The organism is Priestia sp. 40 (genome assembly GCF_049368575.1).
Lineage (GTDB): Bacteria > Bacillota > Bacilli > Bacillales > Bacillaceae_H > Priestia > Priestia zanthoxyli.
On the sequence record NZ_JBMPZA010000019.1, the window covers coordinates 50,422 to 71,533 of the forward strand.

At 37.6% G+C, this 21,112-nt stretch carries 21 protein-coding genes and 1 pseudogene; 13 read left to right on the forward strand and 9 right to left on the reverse strand.

Features of this window, described 5'->3' with window-relative positions:
* Positions 1–73: 73 nt before the first annotated feature.
* Together ACO1DI_RS21820 and ACO1DI_RS21825 are read right to left on the reverse strand one after the other, a co-directional pair.
* Positions 74–307 (reverse strand): hypothetical protein, encoded by a 234-nt coding sequence (locus ACO1DI_RS21820; protein ID WP_014459873.1) that lies wholly within the window; start codon positions 305–307, stop codon positions 74–76.
* A 12-nt stretch (positions 308–319) separates the two neighbouring features.
* On the reverse strand, positions 320–550 hold the full coding sequence (locus ACO1DI_RS21825; protein ID WP_014459874.1) for a hypothetical protein: 231 nt from the start codon (positions 548–550) through the stop codon (positions 320–322).
* Positions 551–1,087: 537 nt separating this feature from the next.
* Between ACO1DI_RS21825 and ACO1DI_RS21830 the strand changes: the two genes are divergently transcribed.
* The 3 genes from ACO1DI_RS21830 (at position 1,088) to ACO1DI_RS21840 (ending at position 4,972) form a co-directional block, all read left to right on the forward strand.
* Positions 1,088–2,722, forward strand: coding sequence for an MrcB family domain-containing protein (locus ACO1DI_RS21830; protein WP_423145608.1), 1,635 nt, complete (start codon positions 1,088–1,090; stop codon positions 2,720–2,722).
* Positions 2,676–4,388, forward strand: a complete 1,713-nt coding sequence (locus ACO1DI_RS21835; protein ID WP_423145609.1) for a DUF2357 domain-containing protein — start codon at positions 2,676–2,678, stop codon at positions 4,386–4,388. Before ACO1DI_RS21830 ends, ACO1DI_RS21835 begins: the two co-directional genes overlap by 47 nt.
* A 185-nt stretch (positions 4,389–4,573) precedes the next feature.
* On the forward strand, positions 4,574–4,972 hold the full coding sequence (locus tag ACO1DI_RS21840; protein WP_014459877.1) for a hypothetical protein: 399 nt from the start codon (positions 4,574–4,576) through the stop codon (positions 4,970–4,972).
* 21 nt (positions 4,973–4,993) lie between these two features.
* Here the strand turns inward: ACO1DI_RS21840 and ACO1DI_RS21845 are convergent, their stop codons facing one another.
* From ACO1DI_RS21845 to sspO, 4 genes are all read right to left on the reverse strand, one after another.
* Complete coding sequence (locus ACO1DI_RS21845; RefSeq protein ID WP_014459878.1) at positions 4,994–5,827, reverse strand: Ku protein; 834 nt, start codon at positions 5,825–5,827, stop codon at positions 4,994–4,996.
* A 150-nt stretch (positions 5,828–5,977) separates the two neighbouring features.
* Entirely contained in the window at positions 5,978–6,418 is a 441-nt protein-coding gene (locus ACO1DI_RS21850) for an Hsp20/alpha crystallin family protein (RefSeq protein ID WP_115654067.1), read from the reverse strand.
* 152 nt (positions 6,419–6,570) lie between these two features.
* The gene (locus tag ACO1DI_RS21855) at positions 6,571–6,711 is read right to left on the reverse strand and encodes a small acid-soluble spore protein P (protein WP_013057256.1); all 141 of its coding nucleotides are present in this window, start codon (positions 6,709–6,711) and stop codon (positions 6,571–6,573) included.
* Positions 6,712–6,923: 212 nt separating this feature from the next.
* A complete protein-coding gene (gene sspO / locus ACO1DI_RS21860) occupies positions 6,924–7,073 on the reverse strand; it encodes a small acid-soluble spore protein O (RefSeq protein ID WP_013083371.1) in 150 nt (49 codons plus the stop codon).
* A 221-nt stretch (positions 7,074–7,294) separates the two neighbouring features.
* On the opposite strand from sspO, the gene acnA reads away from it, so the two are divergent.
* From acnA to ACO1DI_RS21880, 4 genes are all read left to right on the forward strand, one after another.
* Positions 7,295–10,015 carry an aconitate hydratase AcnA gene (gene acnA / locus ACO1DI_RS21865; RefSeq protein ID WP_115654066.1) on the forward strand — a complete coding sequence of 907 codons (2,721 nt, stop codon included), beginning with the start codon at positions 7,295–7,297 and terminating at the stop codon, positions 10,013–10,015.
* A gap of 194 nt (positions 10,016–10,209) precedes the next feature.
* A complete protein-coding gene (locus tag ACO1DI_RS21870; protein WP_014459883.1) occupies positions 10,210–10,809 on the forward strand; it encodes a TlpA disulfide reductase family protein in 600 nt (199 codons plus the stop codon).
* Positions 10,810–11,021: 212 nt separating this feature from the next.
* A complete protein-coding gene (locus ACO1DI_RS21875) occupies positions 11,022–11,165 on the forward strand; it encodes an FbpB family small basic protein (RefSeq protein WP_014459884.1) in 144 nt (47 codons plus the stop codon).
* 44 nt (positions 11,166–11,209) lie between these two features.
* Positions 11,210–11,353 (forward strand): acid-soluble spore protein N, encoded by a 144-nt coding sequence (locus tag ACO1DI_RS21880; protein WP_014459885.1) that lies wholly within the window; start codon positions 11,210–11,212, stop codon positions 11,351–11,353.
* A gap of 31 nt (positions 11,354–11,384) precedes the next feature.
* Here the strand turns inward: ACO1DI_RS21880 and ACO1DI_RS21885 are convergent, their stop codons facing one another.
* The gene (locus tag ACO1DI_RS21885) at positions 11,385–11,996 is read right to left on the reverse strand and encodes a hypothetical protein (RefSeq protein WP_014459886.1); all 612 of its coding nucleotides are present in this window, start codon (positions 11,994–11,996) and stop codon (positions 11,385–11,387) included.
* Positions 11,997–12,168: 172 nt separating this feature from the next.
* Here ACO1DI_RS21885 and tlp point away from each other — a divergent pair, with 172 nt between their 5' ends.
* The 3 genes from tlp (at position 12,169) to ACO1DI_RS21900 (ending at position 14,452) form a co-directional block, all read left to right on the forward strand.
* The gene (gene tlp, locus ACO1DI_RS21890; protein ID WP_014459887.1) at positions 12,169–12,411 is read left to right on the forward strand and encodes a small acid-soluble spore protein Tlp; all 243 of its coding nucleotides are present in this window, start codon (positions 12,169–12,171) and stop codon (positions 12,409–12,411) included.
* A 112-nt stretch (positions 12,412–12,523) separates the two neighbouring features.
* The gene (locus ACO1DI_RS21895; RefSeq protein WP_423145610.1) at positions 12,524–13,951 is read left to right on the forward strand and encodes a phospholipase D family protein; all 1,428 of its coding nucleotides are present in this window, start codon (positions 12,524–12,526) and stop codon (positions 13,949–13,951) included.
* Positions 13,952–14,029: 78 nt separating this feature from the next.
* Positions 14,030–14,452 carry an acyl-CoA thioesterase gene (locus tag ACO1DI_RS21900; RefSeq protein ID WP_014459889.1) on the forward strand — a complete coding sequence of 141 codons (423 nt, stop codon included), beginning with the start codon at positions 14,030–14,032 and terminating at the stop codon, positions 14,450–14,452.
* A gap of 40 nt (positions 14,453–14,492) precedes the next feature.
* Here the strand turns inward: ACO1DI_RS21900 and ACO1DI_RS21905 are convergent, their stop codons facing one another.
* Both ACO1DI_RS21905 and plsY read right to left on the reverse strand, forming a co-directional pair.
* Entirely contained in the window at positions 14,493–14,783 is a 291-nt protein-coding gene (locus tag ACO1DI_RS21905) for a HesB/YadR/YfhF family protein (RefSeq protein WP_013057245.1), read from the reverse strand.
* A 374-nt stretch (positions 14,784–15,157) separates the two neighbouring features.
* Positions 15,158–15,751, reverse strand: a complete 594-nt coding sequence (plsY, locus tag ACO1DI_RS21910; RefSeq protein ID WP_116741198.1) for a glycerol-3-phosphate 1-O-acyltransferase PlsY — start codon at positions 15,749–15,751, stop codon at positions 15,158–15,160.
* Positions 15,752–15,956: 205 nt separating this feature from the next.
* Between plsY and ACO1DI_RS21915 the strand changes: the two genes are divergently transcribed.
* From ACO1DI_RS21915 to parC, 3 genes and pseudogenes are all read left to right on the forward strand, one after another.
* The gene (locus ACO1DI_RS21915) at positions 15,957–16,370 is read left to right on the forward strand and encodes a CoA-binding protein (protein ID WP_013057242.1); all 414 of its coding nucleotides are present in this window, start codon (positions 15,957–15,959) and stop codon (positions 16,368–16,370) included.
* A 333-nt stretch (positions 16,371–16,703) separates the two neighbouring features.
* A pseudogene (parE, locus tag ACO1DI_RS21920) lies at positions 16,704–18,679 on the forward strand (DNA topoisomerase IV subunit B).
* Positions 18,676–21,102, forward strand: a complete 2,427-nt coding sequence (parC, locus tag ACO1DI_RS21925; protein ID WP_014459892.1) for a DNA topoisomerase IV subunit A — start codon at positions 18,676–18,678, stop codon at positions 21,100–21,102. Before parE ends, parC begins: the two are co-directional and overlap by 4 nt.
* Positions 21,103–21,112: the final 10 nt, after the last annotated feature.

The following is a 21,112-nucleotide window of genomic DNA, read 5'->3' on the forward strand; positions in this document are numbered from 1 at the left end:
TCAGATTGAATACTGATAGACGAATAGATGAAGGTATGCTGCTAGTCATGCTCGTTAGAGGCGGTGTAGAAGCTTAAATTACGCTGTTTTTAACTGAGTTTGAATCGTTTACATCTGAATCTATAATCCAGGAGAACGGAGTTACGTTTGGAGAAAAATCTCCGTTTGATTCTCCTAGTCCTTGATTACGTTTATAAGATACGAACACGTCAAGCTGCTGATTAGGTCCTATACTTAAAACGGACGAATTGTCCATAACGTTCACTTTGAAAGCTTGTAAGTTAATGACCATAGGTGAAAAAATCATATGGTTTCCTCCTTATTTATCATTTTTTGTTGCAAATGCATCCACATAATCATTATCTGCGGTTTTTTGAGCAGATCCTGCTGAAAAACATTGATCAGCGAGCTGTTGTCCGAAGGCCTGATTTTTCTTTGCTGTTACATATCTTGTAACTTTTAACGTATTTCCAATAGAAATACTGCTCGCTTCATCTACATTGTGAACGTTCAATTTTCCTAGGTTGATTTTTGTTGAGTCAAATAACATACTATTCTCCTTTCAAACGATAGTTCTTCTAAGTCTTTAAAAGCTTATTGTAGCTTCGTTGAAAATATGAATAATACATGGTTTATCTAAAGAGTAGAAGCGGTCTACTGTAGCGTATTGTAGGTCGGCGTAAAACGTGAAAAAATTTTAAAGACTTTGAAGGAACAGGAGGGGATCCTGAAAATGTACTGATAACTTTTATTTTTTTCTTTACTCAGCCAAAAGCATCAGACGTTAAATAATCATGTAGGATAATGGGTGTTTTATCCCTGGGCACACAAGCTGCTTATTTTTCTGTTCATATCATTGCCTCTTCATTCATTAAGCCCCTAACGCTTTTCTTTTCTGTCATGTTTCATTAAAATGAACATAAACATATATGTAGAGAAAAGAATAGTGTAGTGTTTCCTAACGTTATAAAATAGCTTACTATACGAAGAAAGCGTCTATAATAAAAGAGATGAACCTTTTGCGTGGTCAGCTGACGATGCTTTTTATTTTTACAAACTGCAGTGAAGGCAGAAAGGAGAGAATTCGATGAGTTTGCGCGAGCGGCTACTGTACGTAGCGGAATATTATAAACAAATGGGTGGAGACGTACTTGTAAAACATGAAATAGAAAATATGCTTACACGCAGGCTTCCGATTTCTCTTTATCGATTGGAGCATATAAATCGAGAAGAAATGCGTATATCAGGCCACCACGCTGAAACATTTCCTTACGTGACCCTTGCCAATAAGAATATAGAGAGTGATGTGATAGTAGCATATTTATTCAGCGAAGACGGTCAGCGCATTTACTTAGTCATGATGAGAGGAGACTTAGAAGAAGGAACTGATCTGAAAGACATTCGATTTTTCACTCCTGAACATGCCCGCGTATTGAAAGATAATCATCTTGTTATTGGTACAAGCATGGAAGCGAAAAGCTTTGAGGATAGAGTAGCTCTTTACCTTCCTTACAATATAGCAGACTTACCTAGCAATGATCAGCTTCAAGATGACTTGCATTTACTGCTGAGTATGCATGAACAGTATATAAAAACATACGGAATGAGCAAAGAGATGATTGGGGACAAAGACGCCATCGTCCATATTCATGAGTATATTAAGAAATCTGGATTTACATATGAACGACAAGATATAGCCAACGCCTACTTTGCTTTAAAGACCAAGCCTTTTATTGTTTTATCAGGAATGAGCGGGACAGGGAAAACAAAGCTTGCTCAGCTCTTAGCAGATAGTATCGGTGCTACGATTGAAAATGGAAGACAAGTTCTCATTCCAGTTCGACCCGATTGGCACGATAGTTCAGATTTATTAGGATATATTGATTTAAGAGGAGATTTTCGTAGAGGATCATTTCTGTCGATTATGCAGCAAGCCATTCAGCATCCAGCTTACACATATGTCGCTATATTGGATGAAATGAACTTAGCTCGAGTTGAACATTATTTTAGCGATATTTTAAGCGTGATGGAAAGCAGGAGCTGGTCAAAAGGGAAAATCAAGACGGCTCCGTTATTTCCTGGGCATAAGATGTTCCGAGATATTTATTTGCCATCTAATCTTCTTATTATCGGTACCGTTAATATGGATGAAACGACTCATGGGTTTAGTCAAAAGTTGTTAGATCGGACCAACACCATTGAGTTAAATAAGATTCAGCTCGATTCTTTTGACTTTTTAAATGATAAAGAGCCATCGCAGCACAGCATTCAAAATGTACAAATTCAAAGTCAATACCTTCACTTAAAAGATGCGTATGTTGAACATGCTGAGCTCATTCACGAAGTAACAAATGAACTGCTAACTGTTAATGAGATGCTTCAAGAAGTCGATTTGCAAATAGGTTATCGCGTACGCGACGAAATATGTTTTTATTTAATTTACGCAGTGAAAAGCGGGATGTTTACCTTTGATCAAGCGTTTGATTTTCAGATTTTACAAAAAGTTTTACCTCGTATTTCAGGAAGCGATGCTTACACATTTGACTTATTAAAAAACCTTTATTATTACTGTACAAATACGCTGTTAGATGATGAATTTGAGACAGCTATTGTCAATGCAGACGGGATGAGGTTTCCTAAAAGCGCACGCAAAATAATGGAGATGATGAGACGTTTTGAAGTATACGGATACACGTCATTTTGGATTAATACCGTACGTTGAAATTGAAACCGACACATGTACGGTGGTTATAAAAGGGAAAAATAAGAAGAGAATAAAACCTGCAGAAGAAGTGATGTTTTTTTCTTGTACGGGAAAAGGAATTACACATGTAAAAGTATTAAATCAAACAAAAGGCATGATGACTTCAAAACCGCCGCTTGAGCCTTTATTTTTCGAAAATGAAACCTATCAAATTACAGTTGTTTCTAAAAATGAAACAAGCCTGTTTGTTAACCACGATTCAAAAGCAGTCGAACAAAGTTTTCAAACCGTAGGATTTCCCTACATTTTAACAGGAAATATAAGCTTTCAAAATGAGGTAGGGTATTCTACGTTTCATGTCTACAGTGAAAGAGAAAAAGAGCTGTCTTTTACTCTTGAAATTTTCCCATCAAAGATGAGCTACAAGACAGATTATATACGCATGGTTGATGAAGTGAACGGATACATTCATGATTTGGCATACGATATGCTTCGTAAAACATATGTGGAAGCAAAATCAGTTTGGTCGAAACAAGCAACATGGACGGAATTTTATCACGTGCTCTCTCACTATATGAAACCCTTTCTTCATTCTGTTCGTCAGATTGAAAATCAGCCGTTTCAATCGGTGAAAGTTGAACATGAGCTCATGAGAGGAGATCAAATAAAAAAACAAGATAGCCGTGCTATATCATTTGTCCGAACACACCCTACCTATCTTGCATCTTCAAGCAGAGGAATTAAAATTAATCGAAATATAAAAGTAGTACCCACAAAAGCCATTGGCACAAGACATGTAGCTACCTATGATAATTTGGAAAATCAAAGTGTGAAATGGATGATGACGCAGCTGTACCACAAGCTAACTACACTAATTGACAAATTGATAGAAGATAGATATGTAAAAAAAGAAGCGGTATCGGCTCTAGAAACCAACCATACCGAATTAAAAAGGCTGCTAAACAATGTGTTTTGGCAAAGAGTGAAGACCATACAAGTTTCAACTCTTCCTTCTCCACTGCGTACGGCCCCCCGCTACCGGGAAGCAAGCAGGTACTTTATGTTATTGACGCGAGGATTGGCTCTTAATGGAGAGTTTTACCACCTTTCATTAAAAGATATCGCAACTCTCTACGAATACTGGACGTATGTTAGTCTTTTAAAGAAGTTGAAAACTTACGGCAAACGGATAGAACAAAACATTATGACAACGACAGAACAAGGGTTGAACGTCAGGATGCAGTCCTCTTACCATCGTTTTCAGCTAGGAAAAGCAGAAGTAACGCTATGGTATCAGAAAGCATACCATCATACTCATACCGTTATTCAAAAGCCGGACTTACTGCTTGAAGTAAAGCAAGGGGAGGAAAAAAGTGTATATCTTTTTGACGCTAAGTATCGTATCAAACCAAATCACGATACGCCCTCTCCTAGAGAAGAAGATATTAATACCATGCACCGTTACCGAGACGCTATTGTAGAGGGAAATGGAATAAAACCAGTACAAACGGCGATTGTGCTGTTTCCAGGGAAAGCAGAAGGCTATAAGCAGCATCATTTTTATAAAAGTATTGAACGCGTTGGAGTGGGTGCGCTGCCTTTTTTGCCGGGAGAGGAAGGGCTAGTAGAAGAATTTATTGAAGCTATTTGTACGGTAGAACCACATTTTTTCAGCGCTGATTAGGTAAATAGGTAGAACGTGAACAAGTCTTTTTTATGCGTTGACACAGTGTTAAGTTTTTTATGTTTTGATGACATTTCGAGATTTTAGTTGTATTTTCCTGTTGAATTTTCTAGAATAGTAGAGAATAAAACCGTATCGAAAAGAAGTCGTATCATGTGCAGAGAACGTATCAGGAGGACAACGAAGTGAAAAAGATTCTACTATTCACGTTAGTAGCGCTATTGGCAACTTTTTTTATTGACAGGGTATACAGCGAACGCAACCAAGCGCAACTTCAGCAAACCGTAATTAATGAAATTAAAAAAACAAATCAAAGTAAAGAAGAAGCTTCCATCCTTGATTTTAATGAATTATGTGATTTTAGATGGGATAAAGTATATGTTTTTGGACCGGAAACGACCCGCAGTGAGGTAAATGAAAAGCTGGGCTTCAATTGGTCTGAAGCAAAAGCAAAAGGTATTGGAAAAGATAAAAAAGATAACTTTATTGTTTTTGTAGAAAATGATCAAGTAACGCAATATTTAAAAATACCGGCGTCATATGGAGCTATTGTTCCTAAGACTTCTGTTGCAAATGAAAGCTAACGAACTTCTTCGTTAGCTTTTTTATGCTTTCTTTTTTAAGGATGACGTTTTTTTCTCTGCTGTTGATTTTTTCGGCTGTAAAGTAGAAGGATCTATGCTCACTTTTAACATTTCCATTAAATGTCGAATATCTCTTTCTTCGCTTCCGCTGCCTTTTGTAACTTCGCCTTGATTTATTTTTTGTTGAATAACGCTTTGTAAGGCATCTCGGTAGTTGTTTTTGTAAATAGATGGATTAAAAGAAGTAGATAGCTTATCAATTAATTCCACCGTCACTTGTGTATCACTTTCATTAACAGAAGAAGTACTAGATAAGTTAGGCACATCTGTGACTGAACGAAGTTCTTCTTCAAAATGCATCGTGTGAAGAACGAGAGAGCCGCCCACGGAACGAATAATGGCGATTTGCTGTTTGGAATATAAAAATACATTGGCAATACCGACTTTATTCGTTATTTCAAGTGCATTTAATAACGTATAATAAGCTTTTAGGCTCGTTTCTCCAGGAGAAATATAGTAGGGCTTATCAAAAAACAGGGGATCAATGTCATCTAACGAAACAAAGTGTAACAATTCAACGGCTTTGTTCGCTGAAAAAGGCTCTTTGATACTGTCAATTTCCTGTTGCGAAAGCACAACAAACTGACCGGTCGCGGTTTCGTATCCTTTAACCAGTTCATCGGATTCTACTTCTCGTCCACACGTTTGGCAATGTTTTTCTTGATGAATAGGTGTATGGCAAACGGAGTGCAGTGTGCGCAGCTTTATATCTTTTTCTTCAATTGCTCCGTGCAGTTTAATAGGGATATCAATTAATCCAAAGCTGATTTTACCTTTCCAAGCAGTATGAAGCATAAACGTTCTCCTTTTACTCTTTTTTAGTAGTGTGCCGTAAAAAAGATGAGATATCCCATTGTTTTGAAAAGGAAAACTTTCTAAAAAAACTATGTGCTAAATAAACAATTAAATAGTTCCAATAAAGCTGCAGAGACAACATCTGCAGCTTTATTGGAACTCAATAGGAACTATTAGCTGATTAGATTCATTTGTCTCATGTTTAGAAATTGTAATTTCAAGGATTTCGTTACTGAATGTAGCGGTAATCTTTTTATTCATCAATGGAAATGGAAAGTCAATTGTACGTTCAACGCTTTCTTCCATTTTTTCTCGTGCAAGCGTTCCTTGCTTTTCATCATGAAATTCTCTAATGCAATATTTCTTGGCTGTTAGCTGTAAGTGGTCAGCTTGTATCTGAACGATAATATCCTTAGGTTGATACCCTAATAATTCAGCTTCAACAATAAATGATTGTTCTGTTTCAAATAAATCGATACGAACAGAATCATAATCCAAATAACTCATAAAGGGATTTGAAAGCATGACTTCTAACAATTCTTGAAAGCCTTTTACAAACATTTGGTCTGCTGGCAGACGCTTGTTTTTCATTTCTGCGTTCCTCCATTATTTAAACTGTTTCACTTTACTATCATATGCGCGTTTATGTACTTAGTGAACTCCTGCGCAAAGAATAAGCTTGAAGTACTAGCTGTCTTTTCTACGCATAAAAAAGCAAGCTCTGTATAGAGCTTGCCGCTGTTTTACATATCATGTCCGCTATTGTGTTTTTGGCGAGAATGCTTACGGTTTTTTACTTTATGAGATCCGCTTAGCGGTTCGGGCTGTCCAGAATTGCTTTTTGGCGCATTTCTTCTGATGTCTTTGCTGCTGTTTTTGTTCATAGTTAAACCCTCCCTTTCATTTATTAGGGTAGGATAGTGACAGGGAATTTATCCGATGAAAAATTCCCCTTTCTAAAAATAGGTTTAACAAAAACAGGAAATGGGAACAGAAAAAAAGCGTCATATATAATGACGCCTTCTCGTTAGATTTCATGGAGTTAAACGATTTTGCATTTCTAACTAGTGATTAGTATATCCAATAAGAGAGTGTTTTATTGATTTTTTTTGCGTTTTTTATTATTTTGTTTCTGTTGTTCCGTTAATGGTTCATTTGAAAATTCTTCATTATAACCCGCTCCTTTTCCTTGAGCGCTAGCCGCGTTAGCTCCAGGAATGACGTGGTTTGACTTGCGTTTAGCCATGTTGAATCACCTCCGTTTCTAGCATGCGTAAAAATCAATGAAATATGAATTATTAGAAAAATAAAAGGGAGATGGAAGAAGGTTATAAGTGAAACTTATGTTAATTAATAACATTCTTTTTATTTACTTATGTATAATATTATATTAAGATAGATGGTGAAGGGAATAGAGGATGGGGTAAGTAAATCCTTTATACATAGAATTTTAAGGGGGTAAAAGCAATGACTAAAAAAGACGTTTTTAACGCTCGTTCGTCATTCGATCTTAATGGCAGCACATATAATTATTACCGCTTACAAGCTTTAGAGGAAGCAGGTTTAGGTAACGTATCTAAGCTGCCGTATTCAATTAAAGTATTATTAGAATCTGTTCTTCGTCAGGTAGATGGCCGTGTTATTACAAAAGAACACGTCGAAAACCTTGCAAAATGGGGAACAAAAGATATTAAAGATATCGATGTTCCTTTCAAACCATCTCGCGTTATTCTTCAAGATTTCACTGGAGTTCCAGCGGTTGTAGACTTAGCGTCACTTCGTAAAGCAATGGCTGATTTAGGAGGAGATCCTGACAAAATCAATCCAGAAATTCCAGTAGACCTCGTTGTCGACCACTCCGTACAAGTTGATAAAGCAGGTACAGCTGACTCATTACGAATTAATATGGACCTTGAGTTTCAACGTAATACAGAGCGCTATAATTTCTTAAGCTGGGCTCAAAAATCATTTAATAACTATCGTGCAGTTCCACCAGCTACTGGTATCGTGCACCAAGTAAATTTAGAATATTTAGCAAACGTTGTTCATGCTGTTGAAGAAGATGGTGAATTCGTAGCTTTCCCTGATTCTCTAGTAGGTACTGACTCTCATACAACAATGATTAATGGTATCGGTGTTTTAGGATGGGGTGTTGGCGGTATTGAAGCGGAAGCAGGTATGCTTGGTCAACCTTCTTATTTCCCAGTTCCTGAAGTAATCGGTGTTAAACTTGTTGGTGAATTACCAAACGGCACTACAGCTACAGACTTAGCGTTAAAAGTTACGCAAGTGCTTCGTCAAAAAGGAGTAGTCGGAAAATTCGTGGAATTCTTCGGTCCTGGCGTAGCAGAACTTCCATTAGCTGACCGTGCGACAATCGCTAATATGGCTCCTGAATACGGTGCAACATGTGGATTCTTCCCGGTTGACGCAGAAGCATTAGCATACATGCGTTTAACAGGAAGAGATGAAAAAGACATTCAGGTTGTCGAACAATATACAAAAGCAAATGGTTTATTCTTCACACCAGAAAATGAAGATCCAATTTTCACTGACGTTGTTGAGATTAACCTTGCAGAAATTGAAGCGAATCTTTCTGGTCCAAAGCGTCCGCAAGATTTAATTCCACTTTCTCAAATGCAAACAGAATTCAAGAAGGCTTTAACAGCTCCTGTTAGCAACCAAAGCTTCGGACTTGATGCTAAAGACGTAGATAAAGAAATTACGTTTAAGCTTGCAGACGGTTCAGAAACAACAATGAAAACAGGTGCCATTGCCATTGCGGCTATCACAAGCTGTACGAACACATCAAATCCTTACGTATTAGTAGCAGCTGGTTTAGTTGCCAAAAAAGCGGTAGAAAAAGGATTGGATGTTCCAGCTTACGTGAAAACGTCATTAGCACCAGGTTCAAAAGTAGTAACGGCTTACCTGCAAAATTCAGGATTGCTTCCATACTTAGATAAAATCGGCTTTAACATCGTAGGTTACGGCTGTACGACTTGTATCGGTAACTCTGGTCCATTAGAAGCTGAAATTGAAGAAGCGATTGCAGACAACGATTTGCTTGTAACGTCTGTTCTTTCAGGAAACCGTAACTTTGAAGGACGTATTCATCAATTAGTAAAAGGTAACTATCTTGCTTCTCCGCCGCTTGTTGTAGCATATGCACTGGCTGGAACAGTAGATGTGGATTTACAAAAAGATCCAATCGGTATTGATACAGACGGAAACGAAGTATTCTTTAGTGACATTTGGCCTTCACAAGATGAAATTAAAGAAGTTGTTAGCCGTACGGTAACGCCTGAATTATTCCGTAACGAGTATGAGCGCGTATTCGATGATAACGAGCGCTGGAATGAAATTAAAACAAGCGAAGATGCTCTTTATACGTGGGAGAATGATTCAACGTACATTCAAAACCCACCTTTCTTTGAAGGGTTATCAGAAGAGCCAGGTGAAGTAGAAGCGTTAAATGATCTTCGCGTAGTAGCGAAATTTGGTGACTCAGTGACAACGGATCACATTTCACCAGCGGGTTCAATTGCAAAAACATCACCTGCAGGTCTTTACCTTCAAGAAAACGGTGTAGAACCAAAAGACTTTAACTCATACGGTTCTCGTCGTGGTAACCATGAAGTGATGATGCGCGGTACGTTTGCAAACATCCGCATTAAAAACCAAGTAGCTCCTGGTACAGAAGGTGGCTGGACAACGTACTGGCCAACAAATGACGTAATGAGCATTTATGATGCTTGTATGAAATACAAAGAGCAAGGTACAGGTCTTGTTGTACTTGCAGGTAAAGATTACGGCATGGGAAGTTCTCGTGACTGGGCAGCAAAAGGCACAAATCTTTTAGGTATTAAAACAGTAATCGCTGAAAGCTTTGAGCGTATTCACCGTTCAAACCTAGTATTAATGGGTGTTTTACCTCTTCAATTTAAAGATGGTGAAAGCGCGGATACATTAGGTTTAACTGGAAAAGAAACAATTGCAGTAGCAGTTGATGAAACAGTAAAACCACGTGATCTTGTAAAAGTAACAGCAACTGATGAAGCTGGAAACAAAAAAGAATTTGAAGTACTGGTTCGTTTCGATAGTGAAGTTGAAATTGATTACTATCGTCACGGTGGTATCCTTCAAATGGTGCTTCGTGATAAATTACAGTCTAAAACACATGCGTAAGGTATAAAGAAAAAGAGCGGTTCTCGTGAGCCGCTCTTTTTTATGCAAACGCACCGTTTTCGACAAAAAGTGAGAGGGAAATATGCTATATTATAAAAGAAAATGCCCGATAAAAGGATTATTTTAGTAGATATTGCACATATCTATTAGTACATAGATTATCACTTTTTAGAAGAAATAAAGGAGCCGATCATATGGTTAAAAAAATAATTGCGGTCTTGCTTCTAGTAGGCTTTCTTAGCTACGCACTTTGGCAAGGGCTTTCTCCAAATGAAGCATCCGATAATTCTAACTTAAGCGAATACAAGGATTTAAATATTAAAAAAGGCGATAGTGCTCGTCAGGCTTCGGGTCAAGCTTATGGGTTAGAACCAAAAGATACAGCACCTCCGTTTACACTTTCAGATACGAACGGAAAAACTGTTCAATTATCGGACTTTAAAGGAAAAAAAGTTATTTTAAACTTTTGGGCCACATGGTGTCCGCCGTGTCAAAAAGAAATGCCCGATATGCAAGCGTTTTATAAGAAATATGGAAACGACGTACAGCTGCTTGCGGTTAATTTAACTTCATCAGAAGGCAGTAAACAGGCAGTATCTAAGTTTCTGAAAGAAAAACAGTTTACGTTTCATGTATTATTGGACGACCAAGATACTGTAGGGAGTAAAAAATATCGGGTGTCCACCATTCCGACATCTTACTTTATAGATGAAGAAGGGAAAATTGTTCAGCGAGTGAATGGTCCAATGACGCTTAAACAAATGGAAAACTTTGCTCAACAAGCAGCGAATTAACTTCGCTGCTTGTTTTATTAAAAATGAAACTTATTTACTTTACCATCGTATATATAGATAAGTCAGTAAACATGTCAAACTTTCTTACAACTTTTCAAAAAGTATGTTTACTTATCTGACAAATTGGTTACAATATAGATAGTTATATGATATCAGTTTCTTTTGATTTTTCAGATTTTTCATAAAAATTACATAAAGTAGGTGTTGGAATTATGAGGAAATTACGCAAACGTTCATTTGAAGAGTTAGTGCAAGAAAATAAAACGCAGCTGTTAAAAGATCAGTCAGAAATTGAACGCATTGAATTGGAAATTGAAAAGCGGTTAGAAGATCGTATGCTTGAAAGAGCTGAATAACTTTAAAGTAAGTTGGTTAGAGTAACGGTGAGGAGGGGATAAGCATGGGAAATCCTAAAAAACAAAGCAAAAGTTTTGTTCCGAATCACATCGGCACTCAACCGAGAGAAGCTGGTGGAAATAACGGAAAACAAATGCAAGATACATCCGGCAAGCATCCTCAAGTTATTCAAACCAAAGGTGAATGAATAAAAAGTCGCTGAATTCAGCGACTTTTTATTATTTGAATTCTACTGTGAATAAATAAACGTAAGGGTTGCTCGAAATAAGCTCTTTAACAGCCTCTTCATCATCGGTTGAAAGCGGAGCAACTCGTATGCCACTGCCATCGTCACCAAATAAAGCAGCAACTGGATATGGTTTATTCATTTTTACTTTTTGTTTTTTCTCTAATCCAGTAAAGGAATAGCCGTTCATTTTTTTGGGCTTTTCCGCTTCTATCCCTAAGTTTGTATCGTTGCTTCCTACATTAAACATAACTTTGTGAGTATCATCATCGATTTTATATGTAATAGCAAACATGTCAAATTCTTTTGAAACAGTCAACCCTCCTGAAAATAAAGATTGTTTGGCTTTTCCCTTTTCATAATAAGTAGCTTTTACATAAGCTTCTTTTGCGCCATTAGGAGCTTTAACATCATATGCAATGATATTGCTTTTGTAGTCTAAGTTTGTCACGGCTAACATTTTTTCTTCATGTTTTGAGTAATGATGAGGCTTCATAGAGGCACTTGCTGTCAATTTTGATGCCAATGAGGTTTGCGACATAAAAAATACAACAAGCACTGCAATAAAGATTGCGCTTAGTAATGCTATCAATCGTTTGGTCATAGCGATTCCCCCTTTGTATGTATATATTACCATATTATGTATGTTTTATATATACATTTTAACTTTATTATAATTATATTATGTAAACTAAAATCATTTTTTTCCACTTATAGAGATGAACAATTCCGGCATACTACAATTGTAACAAAGTTATTTTGAGGAGGAAGATACAATGGCATGGAATAAATCGAATCCAGACGATCGCAGTGATAACGTTGAAAAATTACAAACAATGGTCCAAAATACAATGAAAAACATTGAAGAAGCAGAAGAAGCTGCTGCATGCAGCACTGAAGAAGAACGTCAGCGCATTCAGCAAAAAAATCACAATCGTGAAGTAAGTATCGAAGCAATGCGCAGCGAAATAAAAGATGAGTCAGAAGCTCGTCAAAATGGTTACGAAGGTACGATTTAATAAGTAAAACAGCGACAATAAGCAGCTAAAAATAAACGGTTTTAGCTGCTTTCTTTCTATATTTTTTTAGTAAGGTGAATAATAATATAAACTAGCGAAGAGGTTTATGTAGGTGAAAAAGCACGTGAAAAAGAAAATAGTAAGGATTTTGGTCAGTTTGCTTGTCGTCTTGATTATTGTGGGCTCTTATCACACGCATAAACCCTTGCCTAAAGGAGTGTCATACGAAAGTAAGCCCCACAAAGTAGAAGATGTATTTCTTTTGTCAGACCTAACGTATCAAGACCAGCAGACATCTGTTTCTGAACAACATATTTTTCAAGCAGTTACGAATGCGATTGATGACGCAAAAGCTTTTATTATTATGGATATGTTTCTATTTAATGGCTACTATAACCAAGGCGAAACGTTTCCTCACCTTAGTGATACGCTTGCAAGTAAGCTGATTGAAAAGAAACGAAAACATCCTAATATCGAAATCGTCTTTATTACAGATGAAATCAATACAACCTACGGCTCATATGATTCAAAGTGGTTAGATTCACTGCGGCTAAACGGAATCAAAGTGGTGCAAACCAATTTATCTAAGCTCAGAGATTCCATTCCACTATATTCTTCAGTGTGGAGAACTTTTGTTCAGTGGTTTGGTGAAAAAGGAACCGGATGGATCACGAATCCTTTCGGAAATAATGCGCCTAACGTGACGGCCCGTGCTTATTTTAAGTTGTTAAATGTAAAAGCTAATCACAGAAAAGTAGTAGCAACCGATCAAAGCGTTATTATCTCCTCTGCCAATCCTCATGATGCAAGCTTTTATAATTCCAACATGGCCTTTGAAGTAAAGGGGAATATCATTGGAGATGTGGTAAAAAGTGAACAAGCGGTGTCAGATTTTTCTTACGGAGGAAAGTTACCTCGGTATAAGAAGAAAGAAAAAGAAAAGGGAGACCTCTATGTTCAGCTGTTAACAGAAGGTAAAATTTATAAGCACGTATTAAATGATTTACGTCATGCTAAAAAAGGCGACGATGTATGGCTTGGCATGTTTTATCTTGGAGATCGAGACGTAATAAAGGCGCTTTTAAAAGCTTCTAAACATGGCGCAAACGTACGATTAATTTTAGATCCTAATGAAAATGCGTTTGGAAAAAAAAAGTTTGGACTGCCTAACCGTCCAGTAGCAGCAGAACTTGTAAATAAATCCAAAGGAGATATTAAAGTTCGCTGGTATCATACAGGGAAAGAACAGTATCATCCCAAAACTTTATTTATTCGAAACAAAAAAAATGCAACTATTATTGCAGGAGCAGCAAATTTCACAAAACGAAATTTGGATGATTTGAACTTAGAAACGGATGTTAAAGTATCAGGACCTCCTAGCAAAAAGGTTATGACCGAACTAAACGCTTATTTTGACCGCCTATGGACAAATAAAGACTACACATATACACTTCCTTATAAAAGGTATGAAAATAAGATGACGAGGCTGGAAATGCTGATATATCGCATTCAAGATGCGCTTAGTCTTACAACATATTGAGTAATAACCAAACTAGTAGGAGTATATTCTCCTTATATGGTAAGATAAAACAGGAACAGTGCAAGAGGAGGTAAAATCATGCTAGTATCGAAGAAAGAAATCGAAGTGCGCTATGCAGAAACTGATCAGATGGGCGTTGTGTATCATGCTAACTATTTAGTATGGATGGAAATAGGTCGAACGCAGTTTATTAGTGATTTAGGTTTTAGCTATGCACAAATGGAAAGAGACGGTGTGCTGTCGCCGGTTATTGATATACAGGCATCATATAAAAAGCCGCTTCATTATGGCGAGACAGCTGTAGTACATACTTGGGTTGAGAGCTATGACGGGCTACGCGTTGTGTACGGCTACGAAATTTTTAATTCAAATGAAGAACTTGCGTTAACAGGAACATCGTCACACGTATGTGTGAAAAAAGAAAACTTTAAGCCTATTTCAGTTCGCCGTAATTATCCGGAATGGCATAAAGCCTATGAAGGTGCCAAGAAGCAGGGTTAAGCGTAAGAATAAAAAGCATCGATAAATCGATGCTTTTTTCTTACGCTTCGTAATGAAAGTCAGGTTCTTTTGTTTCTTCATTATAATTTACGGTCAAATCATGACCATCAAAGTACCAAAGGTCTTCATCTTCTACGAAGAATGTTAAACCGTCAACTTTTGTTTCAACGCCAACGTTTTTAGGAGAATCTGTGTTTACACCTAAAGAAAAACCTTTTTGAACGTTGCTGCATCCGCCGTAGCGAACAAAAAAGCGAATTGTTTCATTTCCTTCTAGCATCATTTCGTCTTTGTACCACGTAGCTGCTGCTTCTGTTACTGTCAATTTCATTAATTATGCTCCTTCCAATACTGCGGATACATTTATTATAGTAGAAAGATAGATAAATTACCAATATATACGAATCCAGCTAGGAAGGAATGAGATAAAATAAAACGATTTAATATAGAGGCGAATGCTTCATTTCTATATTAAATCGTTTCATTCTTTCATTTGAAATCATATTGTTTTCCAATGGTTTCCCAGCAGTGAACGCAGTAGCGGCTTCCTTCTAGCTGTGAATCCATTTTCTTATTACGTTTGCAAATAGGGCATTTTTTCTTCACATCATTCACCTCCTTATTTTAGTATCAGTATAACTAATAAACAAGAAATGTATTCGCTTACAAAGTGGTTATAAAAAAAGAAATAAGAGGAAGATCCTCTTATTTCTTTTTACCTGACAAAAATGTGACTTTCGGTTCTGTTTTATTAAGAATTCGGGTAATGTTTGCGCGGTGTCTGTAAATGACAAAGGCTACAATTACACCAATAATCATGATAAGCATGTAGTCTTGCTTAAATAGCGTGTAGATAAAGGTTAATACCCCGGTAACCATTGATGACAGTGATACATACTTCGTTATGTATAAGCAGATAAAAAAACATAATAGTACGAAAGCAAATAAAAGAGGTTCATAACATAAAATCACTCCGGCGGATGTGGCAACAGCTTTCCCGCCTTTAAATTTCGCGAAAATAGGAAAAATATGACCAATGACAGCAAATAAACCAATGAAGAGAATGTTTTGATTTGTATCAAATAAAAGCGGTAAAGAAGCTGCTAGGGTGCCTTTTAGAATGTCTCCAAGCGTAACGATAATTCCGGCTTTTACACCCAATGTACGAAATGAGTTGGTGCCGCCTAAATTGCCGCTTCCATGCTCTCGTATATCGATGCCGTATCCTAGTTTTCCAACAACTAGTCCAAAAGGAATAGAGCCCAAGATATAGGCAAGAATAGGTAATAAATAATTCATGTTTGAAAGCTCCTTTATTTCTATATCGTTTCTATTTTACCATGAGATACTTAAAAAAACATAGTTAGTTTTGGGTGAGAGACAATTATTTTAAAAAAAGAAGACGTTTACAAAAATAGAGAAAACGGGTACTATATGCAGGAAATCAACTGTAAATCGCGAATGTTGTTCAGTACATATTATATAGCTAAGAGAGGTAATAGACATGTCCATTAAAATTCCTTCCCGTCAAGAGCTTGGTAAAATATTAAAAAAAAGCAAGCGCATTGCTGTAGTAGGTTTATCAGATAATCCTCATCGAACGTCTTATATGGTTTCAGAAGCCATGCAGCAGCAAGGTTACGAGATAATTCCGGTAAACCCGACAATCAACTCAGCGCTCGGCGTAAAAGCCGTATCTTCATTAAAAGAAATTGAAGGGCATATTGATATCGTTAATGTATTTCGTCGCTCTGAGCATTTACTTGAAGTTGCAGAAGAGTTTTTAGAAGTAGATGCAGACGTATTTTGGGCACAATCTGGTTTAATTAATGAAGAAGCATATGACCTGCTCGCTAAAAAAGGGTATACTGTAGTTATGGATCGTTGTATAAAAGTCGAGCATGCTTTAACAAAGTAAGATCTATAAGCAGAACAACCAACCCATGCACACTGCTTGCATGGGTTTCACCATGCGTTGAAATAGTAAGAGCGTTTCCGCTACAATAGACGTTAGACAGCTAGCTTTATAAGGCTTATAATCCATGAATACACAAGATATTGCTTTTATAATACGGAAATTTGTGCTAAAATCTTGTAAGTACGCAAAAATAGAAACATACGTTCTGTTGATGCGAACACTATAAAATTAAAAGATAGGATACATGATCATTTATTCTTAGACACGAAGCGCAAACGTTTGTGTTTCATACATAATGTAGTAATGTTCGTTGTGATGAAAGGGGTAGTATGAATGGCTCGGAAACAACAATTTAATTATAATGAAGATGCAATTCAAGTACTAGAAGGATTAGATGCCGTTCGTAAACGTCCTGGTATGTATATTGGAAGTACGGATACACGAGGTCTGCATCATTTAGTATATGAAATCGTCGACAATTCTGTCGATGAAGCTCTAGCAGGCTACGGAGAAGAAATTATTGTAACCATTCACAAAGATAATTCAATTTCTGTACAAGATAAAGGTCGAGGTATGCCAACGGGCATGCATAAGCTAGGAAAACCAACGCCTGAAGTTATTTTAACCATCTTGCATGCAGGAGGTAAATTCGGACAGGGTGGATATAAAACAAGCGGAGGCTTACACGGAGTAGGTGCATCTGTTGTAAATGCGCTGTCTGAATGGTTAACTGTAACCATTCATAGAGATGGATTTATTTATGAACAGCGTTTTGAAAATGGAGGAAAGCCGGTTACGACGCTAGAAAAAATAGGAAAAACGAAAAAAACGGGAACAACGATTCATTTCAAACCGGATGCCACGATTTTTTCAACAACCGTGTACAATTACGATACGCTTTGTGAACGGCTCCGCGAATCGGCTTTTCTGTTAAAAGGATTCAAAATAGAGTTAATTGATAAAAGGCATGATCGTCACGATATCTTTCATTATGAAACAGGTATTCAAGCCTTCGTTTCATATTTAAATGAAGAAAAAGATTCACTTCATCCAGTCGTCTTTTTTGAAGGGATTCATCATAATATTGAAGTTGAATTTGCCTTTCAATTTAACGATGGTTATTCTGAAACCATTTTATCATTTGTTAATAATGTTCGTACCAAAGACGGGGAACGCATGAGTCCGGTGCAAAAAGCGCTATGACACGTGCATTTAATGAATACGCCCGTAAGGTAAACCTGCTAAAAGAAAAAGACAAAAACTTAGAAGGAACGGATATACGAGAAGGCTTAGGAGCCATCGTTTCCGTTAGAATACCTGAAGAGTTGCTTCAGTTTGAAGGACAAACCAAAGGAAAGTTAGGTACAAGTGAAGCTCGTTCGTCGGTAGATGCAGTTATTTCTGAAAAACTCGCCTATTTCCTAGAAGAAAATCCGGACGTAAGCTCTCTTCTTGTAAAAAAAGCAATCAAAGCTGCTCAAGCGCGTGAAGCGGCACGAAAGGCGAGAGAAGACGCAAGAAACGGGAAGAAACGAAAGCGTCAAGAAACCGTTCTAAGCGGGAAGTTAACACCTGCGCAATCAAGAAATCCTCAGCGAAACGAACTGTACCTAGTCGAAGGGGATTCCGCCGGAGGTTCAGCAAAACAAGGAAGGGATCGCCGCTTTCAAGCTGTGCTGCCACTGCGAGGGAAAGTTATCAATACCGAAAAAGCTAAGCTTCAAGATATTTTTAAAAACGAAGAAATTAGTACGATCATCCACGCGATAGGCGGAGGAGTAGGTGCAGATTTTACAATTGATGATATTAACTACGATAAAATAGTCATCATGACTGATGCGGATACGGATGGCGCTCATATTCAAGTGCTTCTGCTAACGTTTTTCTACCGCTATATGAAACCGCTTGTGGAAGCAGGAAAAGTATTTATTGCTCTTCCACCGCTCTACAAAGTAAGTAAAGGGTCAGGTAAAAAAGAAGTGGTTGAATATTCATGGAGTGACGAAGAATTGCAAGGTGCTATCGATAAGGTAGGAAGAGGGTATATGATTCAACGCTATAAAGGTCTCGGTGAAATGAACGCAGATCAGCTTTGGGAAACAACAATGAACCCAGAGACGCGTACGCTGATTCGTGTCCGTATTGATGATGCTGCTCGCGCTGATCGTCGTGTGACCACTTTGATGGGCGATAAAGTAGAACCACGCAGAAAATGGATTGAAAGCAATGTAGCGTTTGGATTAGAAGAAGATCCAAATATTTTAGATAATGAAAATGTATTAACGGTCGCAGAGGAGGACGTACAATGACACAAACAGAACGCTTTTTAGATTTACCTCTTGAGGATGTACTAGGCGACCGTTTTGGTCGATACAGTAAATATATCATTCAAGAGCGTGCACTGCCAGATGCAAGAGACGGGTTAAAACCCGTTCAGCGCCGTATTTTATATGCAATGCACGTAGATGGAAATACAGCAGAAAAAGGGTTTCGCAAGTCAGCCAAAACTGTAGGGAATGTAATTGGTAACTATCACCCTCATGGTGATTCATCCGTATATGATGCCATGGTTCGAATGAGTCAAGAATGGAAAGTTAGAAATGTATTAATCGAAATGCATGGAAACAACGGAAGTATTGATGGAGATCCCCCAGCAGCAATGCGTTATACAGAAGCTCGACTTTCGTCGATTGCTGCAGAACTTCTACGAGATATTGACAAACAAACGGTTGAGTTTGTATCTAACTTCGATGATACAAGCAGCGAACCAACTGTGTTACCAGCTATGTTTCCTAACCTGCTAGTGAATGGGTCAACGGGTATCTCAGCTGGTTATGCTACAGAACTTCCTCCTCATCATTTAGGTGAAGTAATTGACGCAACAATCATGCGAATTGATAAGCCAACGTGTACAATCGAAGAGTTGATGACGGCTATTCAAGGTCCTGATTTTCCTACGGGAGGAATCATTCAAGGGGTAGACGGGATTAAGAAGGCCTACGAGACAGGTAAAGGAAAAATTATTATTCGCGGAAAAACGGAAGTAGAGTCCATTCGCGGCGGAAAACAGCAAATTGTTATTACGGAAATTCCGTTTGAAGTAAACAAAGCCAACCTTGTTAAGAAAATGGATGAGCTTCGTTTAGATAAAAAAGTGGAAGGCATTGCTGAAGTTCGCGATGAAACGGATCGTACCGGTTTGCGCATCGTAGTAGAATTAAAAAAAGATGCAAATGCTCAAGGAGTACTTCACTATCTTTATAAAAATACGGATCTGCAAGTACCGTATAATTTTAACATGGTTGCTATTGCTAAAAAGCGACCAAAGCTTATGAGTTTGGCTAACATTCTTGATGCTTATATTGATCATCAAAAAGAAGTGGTAACAAATCGTTCTAAATATGAACTGCAAAAAGCACGTGAACGTGAACATATTGTAGCGGGATTGATTAAGGCACTGTCGATTTTAGATGAAGTTATTGCGACGATTAGAGCTTCTAAAGATAAGCGCGACGCTAAAAATAATTTAATTGCTAAATATGAATTTACAGAACCTCAAGCAGAAGCGATTGTGTCGCTTCAATTATACCGTTTGACAAACACGGACATCACAGCTCTACAAGCAGAAGCTGAAGAGCTAGGTGCTAAAATTAACGAGTTAGAAGAAATCTTACATAGCGAGAAAAAACTTTTTAATGTCATCAAAAAAGAATTACGCCGTGTGAAAAAGCAATACAGTACAGAACGCCGCTCAAAAATCGAAGCGGAAATCGAAGAAATTAAGATTAATCTAGAAGTGATGGTTCCTTCTGAAGAAGTGATGGTGACAGTCACAAAAGACGGATACGTAAAACGAACAAGCCTTCGTTCTTACGCCGCGTCTAACGGACAAGACTTCGGTATGAAAGATACGGACCGAATTTTAGCGAAGTATGAAATTAATACAACTGAAACGCTGCTCATCTTCACAAACAAAGGAAATTATTTATATATGCCAGTGCACGAACTTCCTGATATCAGGTGGAAAGATATGGGGCAGCATATCATGAACATTGTTCCAATTGATAAAGAAGAGCAAATTGTACGGGCGATACCGGTAAAAGAATTTAAAGAAAATCAGTATCTGCTTTTCTTTACGAAAAATGGTATGGTCAAAAAATCAGAATTACTTCAATATAAAGCACAGCGCTACTCCAAAGCTCTTGTCGCCGTTAATTTAAAAGGCGATGATGAGGTAGTCGATGTATATCAAACGGACGGTAAAAAACAAGTGTTTATTGCCACTCGCTCTGGCTACGGACTGCGTTTCCGGGAAGAAGAAATCAACATTGTAGGAACTCGCGCTTCTGGTGTGAAAGGAATTAACTTAAAAGACGATGATTATGTTGTAAGCGGCGTTATCTTCGATGAAGATGAAGCTCTATCAACTGAATTATTTATCGCCACGCAGCGAGGAGCTGTGAAAAAGACAAAAATTACTGAATTTGAAGAATCAGCACGAGCAAAACGAGGGCTAGTGATGGTCCGAGAACTAAAATCTAATCCGCATCAAATTGCAAAAGTAAAAGTAATCTCTAAAGAACATTACATGATGGTGGAATCATCTAAAGGTCAAACCGAGCAGGTTGATCCATCTACAATGCGAGCTAGCGACCGATACAGCAATGGTTCATTCGTATTGGACCAAAGCGAAGCTGGCAATTTAGTTGATGTGTGGCTGGAAGAAAAATAACAAAAAAGTA